Origin of the sequence: Pseudomonas sp. HR96 (genome assembly GCF_034059295.1) — a bacterium.
Lineage (GTDB): Bacteria > Pseudomonadota > Gammaproteobacteria > Pseudomonadales > Pseudomonadaceae > Aquipseudomonas.
On the sequence record NZ_CP139141.1, the window covers coordinates 2348528 to 2365927 of the forward strand.

Annotated in this window: 9 protein-coding genes; 3 read left to right on the top strand and 6 right to left on the bottom strand. The window is 64.7% G+C overall.

The annotated features are described in order from the left end of the window. Positions 1–213: 213 nt before the first annotated feature. From SFA35_RS10920 to SFA35_RS10930, 3 genes are all read left to right on the top strand, one after another. Complete coding sequence (locus SFA35_RS10920; RefSeq protein WP_320578142.1) at positions 214–1101, top strand: alpha/beta hydrolase; 888 nt, start codon at positions 214–216, stop codon at positions 1099–1101. A 69-nt stretch (positions 1102–1170) separates the two neighbouring features. Next, positions 1171–6492, top strand: coding sequence for a dermonecrotic toxin domain-containing protein (locus tag SFA35_RS10925; RefSeq protein ID WP_320578144.1), 5322 nt, complete (start codon positions 1171–1173; stop codon positions 6490–6492). A gap of 107 nt (positions 6493–6599) precedes the next feature. Beyond that, the gene (locus tag SFA35_RS10930; protein WP_320578146.1) at positions 6600–11042 is read left to right on the top strand and encodes an NEL-type E3 ubiquitin ligase domain-containing protein; all 4443 of its coding nucleotides are present in this window, start codon (positions 6600–6602) and stop codon (positions 11040–11042) included. A gap of 65 nt (positions 11043–11107) precedes the next feature. On the opposite strand, the gene nuoN is transcribed toward SFA35_RS10930, so the two are convergent. The 6 genes from nuoN to nuoI are packed head-to-tail and all read right to left on the bottom strand — an operon-like array spanning position 11108 to position 17400. Next, a complete protein-coding gene (nuoN, locus tag SFA35_RS10935) occupies positions 11108–12583 on the bottom strand; it encodes an NADH-quinone oxidoreductase subunit NuoN (RefSeq protein WP_320578148.1) in 1476 nt (491 codons plus the stop codon). Between the two features lie 7 nt (positions 12584–12590). Next, positions 12591–14123, bottom strand: coding sequence for an NADH-quinone oxidoreductase subunit M (gene nuoM, locus SFA35_RS10940; protein WP_320578150.1), 1533 nt, complete (start codon positions 14121–14123; stop codon positions 12591–12593). 58 nt (positions 14124–14181) lie between these two features. Next, positions 14182–16032: an NADH-quinone oxidoreductase subunit L gene (gene nuoL / locus SFA35_RS10945; RefSeq protein WP_320578151.1), complete on the bottom strand. Its 1851-nt coding sequence runs from the start codon at positions 16030–16032 to the stop codon at positions 14182–14184. Beyond that, entirely contained in the window at positions 16029–16337 is a 309-nt protein-coding gene (nuoK, locus tag SFA35_RS10950; RefSeq protein ID WP_320578153.1) for an NADH-quinone oxidoreductase subunit NuoK, read from the bottom strand. Before nuoK ends, nuoL begins: the two co-directional genes overlap by 4 nt. 4 nt (positions 16338–16341) lie before the next feature. Then, a complete protein-coding gene (nuoJ, locus tag SFA35_RS10955; protein WP_320578155.1) occupies positions 16342–16842 on the bottom strand; it encodes an NADH-quinone oxidoreductase subunit J in 501 nt (166 codons plus the stop codon). A gap of 9 nt (positions 16843–16851) precedes the next feature. Then, complete coding sequence (gene nuoI / locus SFA35_RS10960) at positions 16852–17400, bottom strand: NADH-quinone oxidoreductase subunit NuoI (RefSeq protein ID WP_213878675.1); 549 nt, start codon at positions 17398–17400, stop codon at positions 16852–16854.

Genomic DNA, 17400 nt, shown 5'->3' on the forward strand with positions numbered 1-17400 from the left:
CGAAGGTGATGCGCTGATTTTAATTGTTTGTTACGAGATATGTTTGTGATCGGCGTGCAAATGAAGGGGTATTTTGGTGGTGTGTTGCCGTTGAGCGCCTTTCATCGCATGAAATTGCCGAGCCAAGCGCCCAAGGGGTGATTGGCTTGGGCACTTTGCGCCGGTTGCGGCAGTCACTTGCTTGTCCCTTCAGGCTGTACGAGGTTTGCTGCCATGCTCCCCGGATTCAAACGTGACCTGCGCCCGGTCAACGACATCGAGATTGCCTACCGCATCGCCGGGCATGGTCCCGGTCTGCTGTTGTGGCATGGCCATCCGCAGACCCACGCCATGTGGCACAAGGTCGCCAGCCGCCTGGCCGAGCATTTCACCGTGGTCGCCGCCGACCTGCGTGGCTACGGCGACAGCTTTCGCCCCGAGGCTGACCCGGAGCATCGAAACTACTCCAAGCGCGAAATGGCCCAGGACGGTTTCGAGCTGATGCTTTCGCTGGGCTTCGAGCGCTTCAGCGTGCTGGCCCATGACCGCGGCGCCCGCGTGGCTCACCGGCTGGCGCTGGATCACCCGGGGGCCGTGGAGCGCATGGTGCTGCTCGACATCGCGCCCACCCTGGCCATGTACGAGCAGACCAACGAAGCCTTCGCCCGCGCCTATTGGCACTGGTTCTTCCTGATCCGCCCGGCGCCGCTGCCGGAAACCCTGATCGAGGCTGACCCTGAGGGCTACCTGCGCAGTGTGATGGGCACTCGTCACGCCGGCATGGCACCGTTCACCGAAGCCGCCTTCACTGAATACCTGCGCTGCCTGCGCCGGCCGTGCTCGGCGCGCGGTATCTGTGAAGACTATCGCGCCAGTGCCTCGATTGACCTTGAGCATGACCGCGCCGATATTGCCGCCGGGCGTCAGCTGGATCTGCCGTTGCAGGTACTGTGGGGCGCCGAAGGCACCGTCGGCCAGTTGTTCGACCCGCTGGCCGAATGGCGCAAGGTGGCCAGCGACGTGCGCGGGCAAGCGCTGCCGGCTGGCCACTACCTGGCTGAAGAGGTGCCCGACGAGGTGCTGGAGCAGGCGTTGCCGTTCCTGCTGGAGAGTCGGCAGTAAGTATGTAGGGCCAGCGCGCGCGGGTCATCTGGTGTCCTGAGGCTTCCGCTCACTCAGGACGTCAGCCCCATGACCGACAGCAACCACCCCATCTCCCTCTTCGTCGCCGAGCGCCTGCCCAATTGGGTCAAGGCGTTGGATGCCAGCAGCCTGAAGGTCCTTGGCCAAAGCCTGCTGCTCGAACAAACCACTGCCCCCGGCGACTGGTTCGATAATGCGGCGCCGTTCGACCGCCAGGCCCTGCTTGATCGCCAGACACAGCGCGAGCAATGCCGGCAGACGCTTTCTGCGCTTATTCCGGACTTCAAAGGTGTCATGGCGTTCGCCGAGCAGCCATTGCGTGCAAAGATCAAGCAGACATTCGGGCAGGATCTCGACGTCCACACCACCTCGTTGCTGTACGTCAGCGCCAGCACCTCATTTGCCGGCCTGGTCAGCCATTACACGGCCATGGAGCAAAGCCTGCTGCAGGCCGCTCTGCACAATTTCGACGCCGGCCAGGCCTTCGACAGCAATGCCGGGGTGGCTACCGCCAATGGCTACTCGCTGGAATATCTCCCTCACGAAGAACTGCAGTTGACCCCGCCGCAGAATCATGGCGACTTCCAACTCGACTTCACCGAGCTGACGCCCACCGCCGAACCCTATCCCTTGTTCCGCTACAACGAAGGGGCCAAGTTGGCGATCGCTCCGGCCAGCTTTGCGCAAATGTGTCGCGAACTCGACCTGGGGCAGCAGTATCAGGATTACCTGAGCGCCACCTTTGCACCCTCTGCTGTGGGGGAGGCCCTGCAGGCGCTGCGCGAGGCCGAGTTCTCCGTGCTGTGCCAGGTGGCGCTGATGCAGGATCACATCGATGCCGACGACTTCGCGATGCTCGAGGGTTGCCGCCTGGGCCGCCCGTTGAGTCACGCCGGCCGGCCGATGGAGGCATTGCGCTTGAAAATTTTGGCCACCGAGTTGCATGACGTCGTGGTGTTCTTGCCCACTGGCGGCAGTACCGAACCGTGCATCGTCTGGGTGCCGGGCGATTCGCGGGCGCCATTGAAACGGTACCGCAACAGCGGCGAATTCATGAGCGAACTGGTCAAGCGCCTGCGCCAGCCTGGGTACCTGGCGGAATTTCTTGGCCGGGTGCATCTGGCCGACCGCGTCGCCTTCGGCCAACGGCTGGCGCAGCGGCTGGTAGACAGCTCGCCGAGCCTGGAGGTTACCCATGCGACCTGGGAGCCGGCGCTGATCGAACACATGCACCGTCGCCACCTGCTCTGGCTCAGCAGTCAGGCCCAGCATCAGGCAGTGCCGACCGCCGAGGCTGACAAGCTGGCCAGTATCGAGCGCTGGCAGGGCTACCTGGACACCGGCATCAACGTGTTGGGCTTCGCTGCCTTGTTCATTCCCGGGCTGGGCCCGGTGTTGCTGCCGATCATGGGTGCGCAGATGATGGGCGGGCTGTACCACGGCCTGGCGGACCTCGCCGAGGGCGACAAGGCCCAGGGCTGGAGCCATCTGGCCGGGCTGGCGTTGAATCTTGGACTGATGGGGGTGTTCCATCAAGGCATGAAACTGACCACCGAGATCAGCCCATTCACCGACAACCTGCTGCCGGTCGAGGGGCCGGATGGCGTCGCGCGCTTGTGGAACGGCGACATTCGGCCCTACGCCGCCGAGCTGGCCATCGATCCGGCCTGGCGGCCCAACGCCTTGGGCCTTTACGAAGTCGAAGGCGTCGAGTACCTGCCGCTGGACGGCAAGCTGTACCGTACCCGCGTCGACGAACTGACCGGTGAGCGTGTCATCACTCGTGCCGCGCAGCCGGATGCCTACGAACCCAGCCTGCGCGGCGGCGTCGACAGTGGCTGGCTGCATGCCGGTGACCGACCCGCGCAGTGGGACGCGTATGCCCTGCTGCGGCGTCTCGAACCACGCGCCGTAGCCCTGGACGATGCCCGCCTGGAGCAGGTGCTGAAGATTGCCGATATCGACGAGCAGACACTGCGCAGCGCCGTCGCCGAGGGCGGCACGGTGCCGTTCGAGCTGCTCGATACACTTGAGCGGGCCGTGACCGCTCAAGAGCTGGACCGGGTGATCGCCGCCCTCGCCAATGGCGACGCAGTGAGCAGCCTGCATTCGATACCGGTCGAGGCCATGGTGCAGGCGCCGACCTGGCCGCAGGACATCGTCCTCAAGGTGTTCGAAGGCAGCGAGCCCTGGGGCGAATCCAGCGAGTATGGAGACACCGTGCTGCCGCAGGGGCGGCGGATCGCGCTGATGCGCGACGACTTTACCCGTGCCGACCGTCTCGCGCCGATCCTCAAGGGCCTGGGCGAGGAGGGCCTGGAGACCCTGTTGGGGCAAAGCACCAGCGCCGCCGAGACTCAGACCGTGCAACTGCAAAAGCTGCTGGCCAGCGAGCTGCAGACTCAACGTGCACGCCTGTTCGAGCAATGGCACGCCACCGAGCTGGCCAGGCCCGGGTCGACTGCCGTGGCCAGTGCCGAGGAGCAGCTGGTGATGCGCCAATTTGCGCGGCTCGATCAGCCGCTCGCACGCTCTGTGGTGGACAGCGCCAGTATCGCCGAACAGGCGTTGCTCAAACAGGGCCGGTTGCCGCTGCGCCTGGCCGAACAGGCCCACCATCTGCAGCGCAACCTGCGCTTGAACCGTGCCCTGCTGGAATGCACCTATGCCCCAGGGCAGAGCGCCGACAGCCAGCGGCTATTGCTCGCTGCCCTGGGCCGGCAGGAAGGTTGGGGTGACCACCTGCGCATTGAACTGCGCAGCAACGATGCGGCGCGTACCCTGCTCGCAGCGGCAGGGCCGGAGCAAGCCACGCTGCAGCGCAGCATCACGGTAGGGGCAAGGGGCTTCGTGACAGCCAGCGGGCCCGCAACCCGCAGCTTGAGCGAGGCACTGCTGGCGGTGCTGCCCACAGCCGAACGCTCGGCCCTGGGTGCTTCGGCCGACGATGCGTCGACGCTGCAAAAGGCGCTGACCGAGCAGGCGCTGGCCGACCGCCAGGCCAGCGCTCGGGCGCTGGGGCAGGCCGACGCGCAGCCCTGGTTTCGCCCACCGATGCGCAACAGCCGCGGGCAACTGGGCTACGTGCTGAGCGGGCGCGGGCCGAGCTGGGCTGATCCGTTGCTGTTCCCGGGCTCGCGTGAGTACCGTCTGCGCGAATTGTTCCCAACCCTCAACAGCAACGCCCGCAACCACATCGTGCGCAGCCTTCGGGGCCCCTTCGAGACTGCGCTGATGCGGCTGGAGACCGAGCTACAGGTGCTCAAGGACAGCCTCGGGGTCTGGGAGAGCCAGGCGCAGACGCCTGGGCACCAAGGCGTGCGCCAGGAGATCAGCCGCCGCCTGGTGGCAGCCTGGCGTCGGCAGGAACTGCCGCAACCTCGAGCCCCGTACAACGCCAATAAAGTGGGGATAGGCCTTGATCTGTCGGGTCTGCAAGGCGGCACGCTGCCGGTATTGGTGGCCGACTTCAGCCACCTTCAGTGGTTGGACTTACGCAATATGGGCCTGGGCGAAGCTCAGCTCGAAGGCTTTCTGCCGTCATTCAAGCGCTTGACCAACCTCAACCTGAGCTACAACCAGCTGACGCAGCTGCCCGCCGGCTTGCCCGAGCTGCAAAACCTGCTGATTCTCGACCTCAGCGCCAACCAACTGCAATGGCGCACGGGCCTGCTTGCGCCCCTGGAGGAAACCTCGGTGGCAGTGCTGGGCCTGAGCGGGAACTCGCTGGCGCTGTCGGGCGAGGGCATGCAGGCCTTGGCGCAGCTCAAGTCCCTGCGCGAGCTGGACTTGCGCGACGCCGAACTGGTGCTCGATGCGGCCGATATCGAGCACCTGGCGCAAATCAATCTGCGTCACCTGGATCTGCAAGGCAACCAGATCGTGCTCTCCGAAGCGGCAGCTGCCGCGTTTTCCGGGATGACCGAAATGGCCCGCATGCGCCTGGCGGACAATCCCCTGGGTCGCTCACCGCAGCTGGCCAACATGATCAACTTGCGCTATCTGGACCTGGCCGACACCGGCTTGACCGAGTGGCCGGATGGCCTGACGGCGTTGATGGAACGCACGCCGATGCTGCTGCGCCAGGTCAGGCTGCCGGGCAACCCGCTGGTCGAGGTGCCGTCACTGGTTGACAGCGCATTCGCCACGGCGCCGCGCACGCCTTATCTACTGCCCTTGGTGATCGACGATGCCGCACTGTCGGCGCAAAGCCTCGTGCATCTTCGCCAGATAGGCATCGAACCGGTGCTGGCCAACCCGCCAGACTGGATGATCGAGGCGGGCCCTGAGCTGCGTGACCGCTACCGAATGTTGCGCGAAGAAGCGGGCTCGGCCAATTTTCTCGAGGCCATGCGCCGTGCCACCCTCAGCGCCGATTATCAGGCCAACCCCGCCTATCAACGTCAGCAGATGCAACGCCTGCTGCGGGACCTGACCCAGCAGCCGCCACCGATCGGCCTTGCCGACCTGCGCGCCCAGCTCTATGAGGCCGCCGATGGCGCCGAGGCCACCTGTGGCGATGGCCTGGAATTGTTGTTCAGCCAGGCGCGCAACCTGATGGAGGTATTTCGCCTGGCCACCGATCCCGGCCTGGTCGGGCCCCACGGCTTGCTGCCGGTCGTGGCTTATAGTCGGCGGCTGTACCGGCTGGAACTGGTGGATGACTACGCCCGCGCGATCAGCAATGCGCGGGTGCGCCGGCGCGCGATCATCTACCCCGGTGCCGCCGCGGCGGACGCCGCAGGCGGGCTCAACTTACCCCTGCTGACCGACGACCCTGCACTGCTGGGCGCCGCGGATGCACAGCTGCTGGCCTATGACCGCATTCATGACGAGGACCTGCAGATCGCTCCCGACGAGGCCGAAATCCGCCTGCGCCTGCGCCTGTTGCTGGCCGATGACCTCGAGCTGCCGTATCAGCCGCAAAGCATGCTGTACGAGGGGATGGGCTTCATCCAGGAGGCCACGGCCAGGCAGATCAGGGTGATGATCAACCAGCGGGTCACGGCCGCGAACATGCTTGACTGGCTGATGTTGCAGCAATATTGGGAGTTTGCCTTGCAGCGGGTCTACCCCGTCGAGTTCGCGGCGTTCGATGAGCGCTGGAACGCCGGTGCCGAGGCTATCTACGAGCTGGGCAGGCCGGACCCGGACCCGGTGGTGCTGGCTGAGGAAGTGCTGGCGGTGTTTCGCCAGACGCTACCCGAACAGGACTGGTCGAGCGGTGATCTCGCAGGTCGCATCAGGCTTACGCCGGCCAACGCCGATGTGCTGCGTGGCGCCCTGAACCATGCCACCACGCTGGCCCGGCAGGCCCTGGCCCGGCGGCTGAGCGAACCCTTGGTCCAGGCGTTGCTGCCAGCGCAGTGATGTAGCCGCTGGGCCCGCGGCGTGAGCGACGCGGTCCAGCATTATGTAAAACCTGCGAGCCACTTCGCTCTGGTGTCCTGAAGCCCCTTCTTCAGGACACCTGCACCATGACCAACCACCCCAACTCGGTCTTCGTGGCCGAACGCCTGCCCAATTGGATCAAGGCGCTGGATGAAACCAGCCTCAAGACCCTGGGCGACAGCCTGTTGCTCGAACAAACCCTGGATCCGGGTGCCTGGTTCAGTGCTGCCGCGCCATTTGATCGCCAATCGCTGCTGGATCGCCAGGCCGAGCGCGAGCGATGCCGGCAGACGCTGTCGACCTTGCTGCCCGACTTCAAAGGCGTCATGGCGTTCAGCGAAGGCCCGCTCGCCGAACGGATCAAGCAGACTTTCGACCAGGACCTCGACGTTCATACCACCTCGCTGGTCTACGTGCGCACCAGCAGTTCTTTTGCCGGCCTCGTGCAGCAGTACACCGCCGTCGAGCAAAGCCTGTTGCAGGCCGCACTGCACAATTTCGATGACGGCCAGGCGTTCGACGCCAGTGCCGGGTTGGTGGCGGCCGACGGCTACTCGCTGGAATATCTCTCCCACGAGCAACTGCTGCTGACTCAGCCGCAGAACTACGGCGACTTTTTGCTCGACTTCACCGATCTGCAGCCCGATGCCCCACCTTATCCAGTGGTGCGCTACCAACCCGATGCCCGGCTGGCGATCACCCCTGCGAGCTTCGCGCAGATGTGCCGCGAGCTGGACCTGGGCCAGCAATATCAGGACTACCTGACGCAGACATTGGCCGCGCCTGGGGTCGGCGACGCCATGCTCCAATTGCGCAAGGCCGAGTTTGCCGTGCTGTGCCAGGTGGCGCTGATGCAGGACGCGATCGACGCCCACGACTTCGCCATGCTCGAACGCTGCCGGCATGGCCACGCGCTGACTCGCAATGGGCAGCCGATGCAGGCGTTACGCCTGCAGATCCTCGCCACCGAGCTGCATGACGTCGTCGTCTTCGTGCCCACAGGCGAGAGTACCGAGCCCTGTATCGTCTGGATGCCGGGTGACTCCCAGGTGCCCTTGAAGCGCTACGCCGACAGCGGTCAGTTCACCGCCAGGCTGGTCGAGCGTCTGCAACAGCCTGAGTACCTGGTCGAGTTTCTCGGGCGGGTGCAGCTAGCCGATCGCGTCGACTTCAACAAGAACCTCACAGCGCGGCTGCTGGAAAGCCCGCCGAGCCTTGAAGTCACCACCCCGGGCTGGGAGGCGGCGCTGCTGGAGCACCTGCATCGACGTCATCTGCTCTGGCTTGGCAGCCAGGCCCAGTACCAGGCCATCCCTACCGCCTGGGTCGACAAGCTGGCGAAGATCGATCGCTGGGAGGGTTACCTGGAAAGCGGCATCAACCTGCTCGGCTTCGCGGCGATGTTCATTCCCGGCCTCGGCCCCTTGATGCTGCCGATCATGGGTGCGCAAATGATGAACGGGTTGTACCACGGCCTCGCGGATTTGGCCGAGGGCGACAAGGCCGAGGGCTGGAGTCATTTGGCGGGGCTGGCACTGAACCTTGGCTTGATGGCGGTATTTCACAAAGGCATCCAGCTGGCGGCAGAGATCAAGCCATTTACCGACAACCTGCTGCCGGTCGAAGGCCCGGATGGCGTCACTCGACTCTGGAATGCCGATCTGCGGCCCTATGCTGCGGACCTCGCCATCGAGCCGCACTGGCGGCCCAATGCGGCCGGGCTATATGAAATCGACGGCACCGAGTACCTGCCGGTGGAGGGCAGGTTGTACCCGACGCGGGTCGACGAATTGACCGGCGAGCGCCTGATCGTGCGCCCCGGCGAGCCCGGCGGCTACCAGCCGAAATTGCGTGATGGCCCAGGTTCGGCGTGGCTGCATCCGGGCGAGCGTGCGCAAACCTGGCCGGCTGAGCGCTTGCTCAGGCGTGTCGACCCGCGCCTGCACAATGCGCCTGACAACAAGCTCAACGACCTGCTGCGCATCGCCCAGGTCGAGCCGGACGTGCTGCGCCAGGCCGTGGTACAAGGCGGCCCGTTGCCGTTGTCATTGACCAGCACCCTGGAACAGCAGGCCACGGCTGGGGAGATCAATCGGATCATCGGTGCCATTGGGGCGGGCTTGCCGATCAGCAGCCAGTATGGCTTGCCGATAGATGACATGGTGCAGTTGCCGGGCTGGCCAGAGGGTGTGGTGTTGAAGGTCTTCGAAGGCCCCGAACCTTGGGGCGCAGCCACTGAGTACGGCGACACCGAGCTGCCCCAGGCGCGGCGGGTCGAAGTGATGCGCGAGAATTTTCCTGATGCCAGGCGCGTCGAAGCGACTGCATTGAAGTCACCGGAAGATGACGTGCTGGCACGCCAGCTTCCCGAGTTGACCGTGGAGCAGCGCCGCGAGTTGATCCAGGGCGCCAGCCCGGAGGAGCTGGAGCGGCTGCAAAGAGGCAGCGTGCCCCTGCGCATGGCCGAGGAGGGGCGCGAGCTGCAACGCGATGCCCGCGTCAGCCGCGCCTTGATGGGCTGGTACAACCCCGAGCTGGCCAACGCCGACAGCGCCTTGTTGCGCGCCCAGTACGGCGAGAACTATGAGGCGGCGCTGGCCGACCGCCCGGGCATGGACCGATTGCTGGGCATCCCGCCTCGGCGCAGCTCGGTGCTGAGCCCGGCCCGTGCCGCCAGCCGCCTGGGTTACCCGCAACGGCCGGCGCCTGCCATACCGGCCCAGGCCCGTGAGCGTCTGGCGGCGCTGTATCCGACTCTGCAGGCTGGCGAGCTCGACGCCCTGCAGGCGGAGCTGGGGCTTGCCGAAGTGCAGTTGCACGGCTGGGCCGCCGAGCGCGAAGCCGAGTTGGCCGATTGGTTGCCCAAGCTGCAAGCCTGGCGCGACGAGCCGACGCTGCCGCGCGCCGACACCGCCAACCGCCAGGAGATCGCCCGCCTGCTGGAGTTGGCCTGGCGCCGCGGGACACCGCGTGTGGTCACGGCCGATGGCGCACGCGTGGGCTACCAATTGACTCTGGACGGCCTGGAACTGGACAGTATCCCGCCGCTGCCGAGCAACCTTGAGCACATCAAGCTGATCAGTCTCAACCGCTGCCGCTTCAGCCAGCCGCCCGAAGAGCTGCTGCGCCAGTGCCCGCAGTTGCGCCATCTGTTCATCAGCGAGACGCCGTTGGAGGTGATCCCTCAGGCGACGACGCAGATGCGCGCGCTGACCCGCCTGCGTCTGACGCGCAATCGTATCGTCTGGAACGATGCCTGCCAGGCCGTGATCGATCACGTGCCCAGCCTGCGCGAGCTGAGCCTGAGCCACAACCCGCTGGGCCGCACGCCCGAGCTTGGCCGCCTGCTCAACCTGCGCGGCGCGCTGCTGAGCAACGCGCAGTTGGTCGATTGGCCGCTGGCGACGCTGGAATTGCCGCAGATGGAGATGCTGCAACTGGATGACAACCTGATCCGCCAAATACCCGAGCAGGTGCTGGCGCCGAGCACGGCAGCGCTCGATCGGGTTATGCGACTCAACCGTGGCACGCGGCTGACGGGCAATCCGCTGTCGGCCGATGCCTTGCGGCTGGTGCGCGTGTACCGGGAACTTCGCGCGGAGCGCGGAGGCGACTTTGGCCTCGGCGCAAGCCTGTACGGGGCTGTGGCGGGGGCGCCCACGGGCATGGGTCGCTGGCTGATCGACCTGGTTGGCGAACAGTTCGTAGCGCGCTCGGCGCAGTGGCAGGCATTGGTCCAGGAGCCAGATTCGCGGGCGTTTTTCGAGGTGATCGAGCAGTTGTCCACAGCTCGCGACTATCGCGGAGCGGGCTATCCTGGGCTAAGGGAACGGGTCTGGAAAGTCATTGGCGCGGCCAGTGAGAACACTGAACTGCGCGAACAGTTATTCGAGCAGGCCGCCCACCCTCAGACCTGCGGCGATGGCGCGGCCTATCTGTTCAGTACGCTTGAGGTCAGCACCCTGGTCTACGAGGCGTCGCTGGCCGGCAACGGCGAGGCCAGCCAGGCGTCGCTGTTGAAGCTGGCCAAAGGGCTGTTCCGTCTGGATGAAGTGCAGAAGCTGGCCTATGCCGAGATCGCCCAGCGCTCCAACGTCGATGAAGCGGAAGTGATCCTGCGCTACCGCACTTTCCTCGCCGACGCGCTGGAGTTGCCTGGCCAACCCAAGGGCATGCTGTACACCCTGACTGCGGGAGTCAGCGACCAGACACTGCTGCAAGCGCAAACGCAGATACTCGCGCTGGAAGGTTCGGGGGAGATGGTCGAATCAATCGCTGGGCGCGAGTTCTGGAAGGCCAACCTGCTCAAGCTGCCTGCCCATGCCAAAGCCCTCGAAGAGCTCGACACCGGTCTGCAGCACCGCATGGCGGTATTGATGGCCGATGCCGAAGCAGGCGACGTGGATCAAGGCAGGTATCTGAAGCTGAGCAACAAACTCCTTCTGGAGAAGGAGCAGGCGATCAAGCGCCTGGTTCTGCAATGGACCCGCGAGGCGCTGGACGCCGAGGTCGAGGTGACCGAGCTGTAGCGCCGGCAAAACCTGAGCAAAAAAATACCCCGCCATGGCGGGGTATTTTTTGTCTCAAGCCGGCATCAACCCGCCAGTTGGAACCCGGCATGCTGCACCAGATCCAGCAACGGCTGCGGATACACGCCCAGCACGAACACCAGGATAGCCACAGCCAGCAGCATGACGCCACCGGTGCGCTGTTCCCAGTTCAGTGGCGCGTCGCGACGGCGGATGGATTTCTCCATCAGGTACAACGTCACCATCACGCGCAGGTAGTAGAACACGCCGATGGCGCTACCGATCACCAGCGCGCCGGTCAGCCACCACTGATGCGACTGCACGCCGCTGGCAATGATGTAGAACTTGCCGATGAAGCCGGCAGTCAGCGGGATACCGGCCAGCGACAGCATCATCACGGTAAGCACCGCGGTCAGGTACGGCCGGCGCCAGAACAGGCCGCGGTATTCGTACAGCGCATCGGCGTCGCGGCCGTTGTAGGGCGACGACATCAAGGTGATCACGCCGAAGGCGCCAAGGCTGGTCAGGGTGTAGGTGACCAGGTAGACGCCGATGGCTTCCAGCGCCAGGCCCTTGCTCGCCACCAGGGCAATGATCAAGTAGCCGAAGTGGGCAATGGAAGAGAAACCCAGGAGGCGCTTGAGGTTGCTCTGGGCCACGGCCAGCAGGTTGCCGACCAGGATCGACAGCACCGCGATCACACTCAATACGTCGCTCAGCACGCCGCTGCTGGCCGCAGGGGAGAGCTGGAACAGGCGCACCATCACCGCAAACACCGCCACCTTGCTCGCCGTGGCGAGGAAGGCTGCCACCGGGGCCGGGGCGCCTTCGTAGACGTCCGGGGTCCACAGGTGGAACGGCACCAGCGACAGCTTGAATGCCAGCCCGACCAGCATCATGCCCAGGCCCAGCTGTGCCAGGGTGGTCGGCATGCCGTTGGCTTGCAGCGCCGCACCGATGCCACCGAAGCTCAGGGTGCCGGCGTCGGCGTACAGCAGCGCCATGCCGAACAGCAGGAAGGCGGAACCGGCGGCCGACAGCACCATGTACTTGATGCCGCCTTCCAGCGAGCGCTTGTTGAAGAAGGCATAGGCGACCAGGCCGTATACCGGGATCGACAGCAGCTCCAGGCCGATGAACAGGCCGGCCAGGTGCTGCGCGCAGACCAGCACCAGGCCCCCGGCGGCGGCCATCAGGATCAGCAGGTACAGCTCTTCGCGGTTGCCGGGGAAGCCCGCGCCGCCGCCACCTTCGCCAAGGTAGGCGTGGGCGAGGGTGACGCAGGCCAGGGTGGCGACCAGGATCAAGGCCATGTACAGCGCGGCGAAGTTGTCCACCTGCAGCAACATGGTGACGCTGATGGGGGTGACTTTCAGTGCTGGCAGAATCGACAGCAGCGCCAGGTTGAGGCCGGCACAGGTCAGCAGGAAGGTTTGTGAATGATTGCGCCGCCAGGCGATCGCCAGCATCACCACCACAACGGTGGCGCTGGTGATCAATAGCGGAGCAAGCGCGATAAAGTGTTGAATCGTCAGGTCCATAGCGCTCTTACCGGGCCGAAGCGAGTTGAGTGAAGGCGGTGCCGAGCCACTGGCTGACACCGTGCATGGTGGCCGCGCTGGTGTCCAGGAACGGCTGCGGGTACAGACCCAGCAGCACCAGCAGGCCGGCAAGGCCCAGCACCATGGTCAGTTCGCGGCCGTCCATGCCGGCCAGTACCGTGTCGGACTTGGCCGGCCCGAAGTAGGCCCGGTGGATCATGATCAACGAATACACCGAACCGACCACCAGGCCAAAAGTGGCGATGGTGATGACGATTGGCGAATGTACGAAGGCGCCCAGCAGGATCAGGAACTCGCCGACGAAGTTGCCGGTGCCCGGCAGGCCCAGCGAGGCCGCCGCGAAAAACAGGCTGATGGCCGGCAGGTAGGCGATGCGTGACCAGATGCCGCCCATTTCACGCATGTCGCGGGTGTGCAGGCGTTCGTACAGCTGGCCGCTGAGGATGAACAGTGCTGCCGCCGAAAGACCGTGGGCGAGCATCTGGATCACCGCGCCCTGCAGCGCCTGCTGGCTGCCGGAGTAGATGCCGATCAGCACGAAGCCCATGTGCGAGACGCTGGAGTAGGCGATCAGGCGCTTGATGTCGGTCTGCGCGAACGCCAGGAAGGCGCCGTAGAAGATGCCGATCAGGCCGAGGGTCATGGCGATCGGCGCGAACTCCGCCGAGGCATTCGGGAACAACGGCAGGGCAAAGCGCAGCAGGCCGTAGGCGGCGGTTTTCAGCAGGATACCGGCCAGGTCCACCGAACCTGCGGTCGGCGCCTGGGCGTGCGCGTCCGGCAGCCAGGAGTGCAAGGGCACCACTGGCAGCTTGACCGCGAAGGCAATGAAGAAGCCCAGCATCAGGATGTATTCGGTGTGCGGTGCCAGCTTGGTCTTGAGCAGCTCGCTGTAGTTGAAGGTGATGTGCCCGGTGGCGTTGTAGTTGACCAGTACCAGGCCAAGGATCGCCACCAGCATGATCAGGCCGCTGGCCTGGGTGAAGATGAAGAACTTGGTGGCTGCGTAGATCCGGGTCTTCTTGCCATCGGCCGAGCTGTGACCCCAGAGCGCGATGAGGAAGTACATCGGCACCAGCATCATTTCCCAGAAGAAGAAGAACAGGAACAGGTCGAGTGCCAGGAACACACCGACCACGCCGCCGAGAATCCACATCAGGTTGAGGTGGAAGAAGCCGACGTGGGCCTGGATCTCTTTCCACGAGCACAGCACCGAGAGCATCCCGAGCAGGCCGGTGAGCAGGATCATCAGCAGCGACAGGCCGTCCAGCGCCAAATGCACGCTGATGCCGAAGCGCTCGATCCAGTTGACCTTGAATTCCACCGCCCAGACGTGATCGGCGCCGGGCGAAGGGGCGAGGTGGTAGTCACCGTGGGCCCAGAGCCACAGGCCCAGGGCCAGCTCCAGGGACATGGTCAGCAGCGCGATCCAGCGCGGCAGGGTGGCGCTGGAGCGCTCCGCCAGCCAGCACAGGAGGCCACCGATAAAGGGGATCAGGATCAGCCAGGGCAAAATCATGACAGGCTCATTTCCTTTTCAAGAGTCGCAGGACGTTGCGCACGCGCAGTGTTCATGTTCATACGGTCACCAGAATGGCGCCGAGCACCAGCACCGCGCCGGCGGCCATGGAGATCGCGTACCAGCGCAGCTGACCGGTCTCGGTGCGGCTCATGGCGCCGTTGCCGGCCTTGGCCAGGCGCGGGATCAAGCCGATGGTGCGGTCCAGCGGGTCGCGACGCAGGATGTGGCTGATTGCCAGGTACGGCTTGACCAGCAACTTGTCGTAGATCCAGTCGAAGCCCCAGGCGGCGTACCACCAGGCCGAGAGCAGACGGCCCGGCCCGCTCTGGGCGATGGCCGTGGCGACCTTGCGCTTGCCGAGGAACAGCAGCGCGGCCAGCAGGATACCGGCCAGGGCAATGGCGCCCGAGGTGATCTCCAGGCTGTGCTTGGCTTCGCCACCGGCGTGCCCGGCGCTTTGCGGCAGCACGCCGGCCAACGGTGGGTGAATCCACGCACCGATGAAGGTCGACAGCACGATCAGCACGCCCAACGGCAGCCAATGGGAAACCCCGTGGCCGGCGTGGGCGTCGGTATGCGCCTCACCATGGAAGGTGATGAAGATCAGGCGGAAGGTGTAGATCGAGGTCATGAACGCGCCGAACAGGCCGGCGTACAGCAGGTAGCTGTGGCCGCTGGCGAACGCCTCCCAGAGGATCTCGTCCTTGGAGTAGAAACCCACGGTGATCAATGGCAGGGCCGACAGGGCGGCGCCACCGACCAGGAAGCTGGCGTAGGCCAGTGGCAGCTTCTTCCACAGGCCGCCCATCTTGAAGATGTTCTGCTCGTGGTGGCAGCCGAGGATCACCGCACCGGACGCCAGGAATAGCAGAGCCTTGAAGAAGGCGTGGGTCATCAGGTGGAAGATCGCCCCGTCCCAGGCGCCAACGCCCAGGGCGAGGAACATGTAGCCGATCTGGCTCATGGTCGAGTAGGCGAGGATGCGCTTGATGTCGGTCTGCACCAGCGCGGCGAAGCCAGCCAGTACCAGGGTGACCGCACCGACAATGCCGACCAGGTGCAGCACGTCCGGCGCCAGCAGGAACAGGCCGTGGGTACGGGCGATCAGGTAGACGCCGGCGGTGACCATGGTCGCGGCGTGGATCAGTGCCGACACCGGGGTCGGACCGGCCATGGCGTCGGCCAGCCAGGTCTGCAGCGGTAGCTGGGCGGATTTACCGACCGCGCCGCCGAGCAGCATCAGGGTGGCCATGACGATCCAGAACTCACCCGCCTGGAAGTGCTGCGGCGCGCGCACCATCAACTCCTGGATGTTCAGCGTACCGAGCTGCTGGAACAGGATGAACAGGCCGATGGCCATGAACACGTCGCCGATGCGGGTCACGATGAAGGCCTTGAGCGCGGCGTTGCCGTTGTTGCGATCGTGGTAGTAGAAACCGATCAACAGGTAGCTGCACAGGCCCACGCCTTCCCAACCCAGGTAGAGGAACAGCAGGTTGTCGGCCAGCACCAGGAACAGCATGCTGGCGATGAACAGGTTGGTGTAGGAGAAGAATCGCGAGTAACCCTCTTCACCGCGCATGTACCAGGAGGCGAACAGGTGGATCAGGAAGCCCACGCCGGTGACCACGCCCAGCATGGTCACCGCCAGGCCGTCCAGGTACAGGGTGAAATTCGGTTCGAAGCCATCCACCGACATCCAGCGCCATAGCAACTGGGTGTAGACACCGCCCGGGGGCGGGGACACGTTGAACTGGTAGATGGCGATGGCGGCGAACAGCGCCGACAGGCCGATGGCTCCGACGCCGATCAGCGCCGAAAGGTTTTCCGAGAAGCGCCCGCGAGAAAACGACAGCAGCAGGAAGCCGAGCAGAGGAAATACGAAAGTCAGAAAGATCAGGTTCATCCGCGCATCTCACTGGCAGCGTCGATATCAAGCGTGTGGAAGCGGCGGTACAGCTGCAGCAGGATCGCCAGGCCGATACTGGCCTCGGCAGCTGCCAGGCTGATGACCAGGATGAACATGATCTGTCCATCCGGTTGGCCCCAGCGGGCCCCCGCCACGATGAACGCCAGAGCCGAGGCGTTCATCATGATTTCCAGGCTCATCAATACGAAGAGAATGTTACGGCGCACCATCAGGCCGGTCAGGCCGAGGCAGAACAGGATGCCGGCAACTGCCAGGCCGTGCTCGAGAGGGATAGCGGGCATAGAATTACTCCTTCGCCTCGTTGCGGCCAAGATGGAAGGCCGTGACGGCGGCGGCGAGCAACAGCATCGACGCCAGTTCCACCACCAGCAGGTACGGCCCGAACAGGCTGACGCCGACGACCTTGGCGCTGACCGTGGTCTGCCCGATCGGCACATTGCCGTCCATGCTGAACAGCACGTACAGCAGTTCGAACAGCAGCATGCCGGCCAGGAACACCGGGCCGGCCCAGATACCCGGCTTGAGCCAGGTTCGTTCCTGCTGCACCGAGGCGGGGCCGAGGTTGAGCATCATGACCACGAAGACGAACAGCACCATGATGGCGCCGGCGTAGGCGATGACTTCCAGTACCCCGGCAAACGGTGCGCCGAGAGAGAAGAAGGTCATGGCCACGGCAATCAACGAGATGATCAGGTAAAGCAGGGCATGCACGGGGTTGGTGTTGGTGATCACCCTGAAGGTGGACACGACAGCGACTCCGGATGCGAAATAGAAAGCGAATTCCATCTTTCTTCCTTAAGGCAGCAAGCTCTTCACGTTGATCGGTTCGGCTTCGTTCTGCGCAGCGCCCTTGGGCTTGCCCGCAACCGCCATGCCGGCGACTCGATAGAAGTTATAGTCAGGGTTCTTGCCGGGGCCGGAGATCAGCAGATCTTCCTTCTCGTACACCAGGTCCTGACGCTTGAACTCGGCCATCTCGAAATCCGGAGTCAGCTGGATCGCCGTGGTCGGGCAGGCTTCCTCGCAGAGGCCGCAGAAGATGCAGCGTGAAAAGTTGATGCGGAAGAAGTCCGGGTACCAGCGACCGTCCTCGGTCTCGGCCTTCTGCAGCGAGATGCAGCCGACCGGACAGGCCACGGCGCACAGGTTGCAGGCCACGCAGCGTTCTTCGCCGTCGGGGTCGCGGGTCAGGACGATACGTCCGCGATAGCGCGGCGGCAGGTAGACCGCTTCTTCGGGGTATTGCAGAGTGTCGCGTTTGCGGAAGCCATGGCCGAAGACCATGATCAGGCTGCGCAACTGGGTACCCGTACCCTTAACGATGTCGCCAATATATTTGAACAT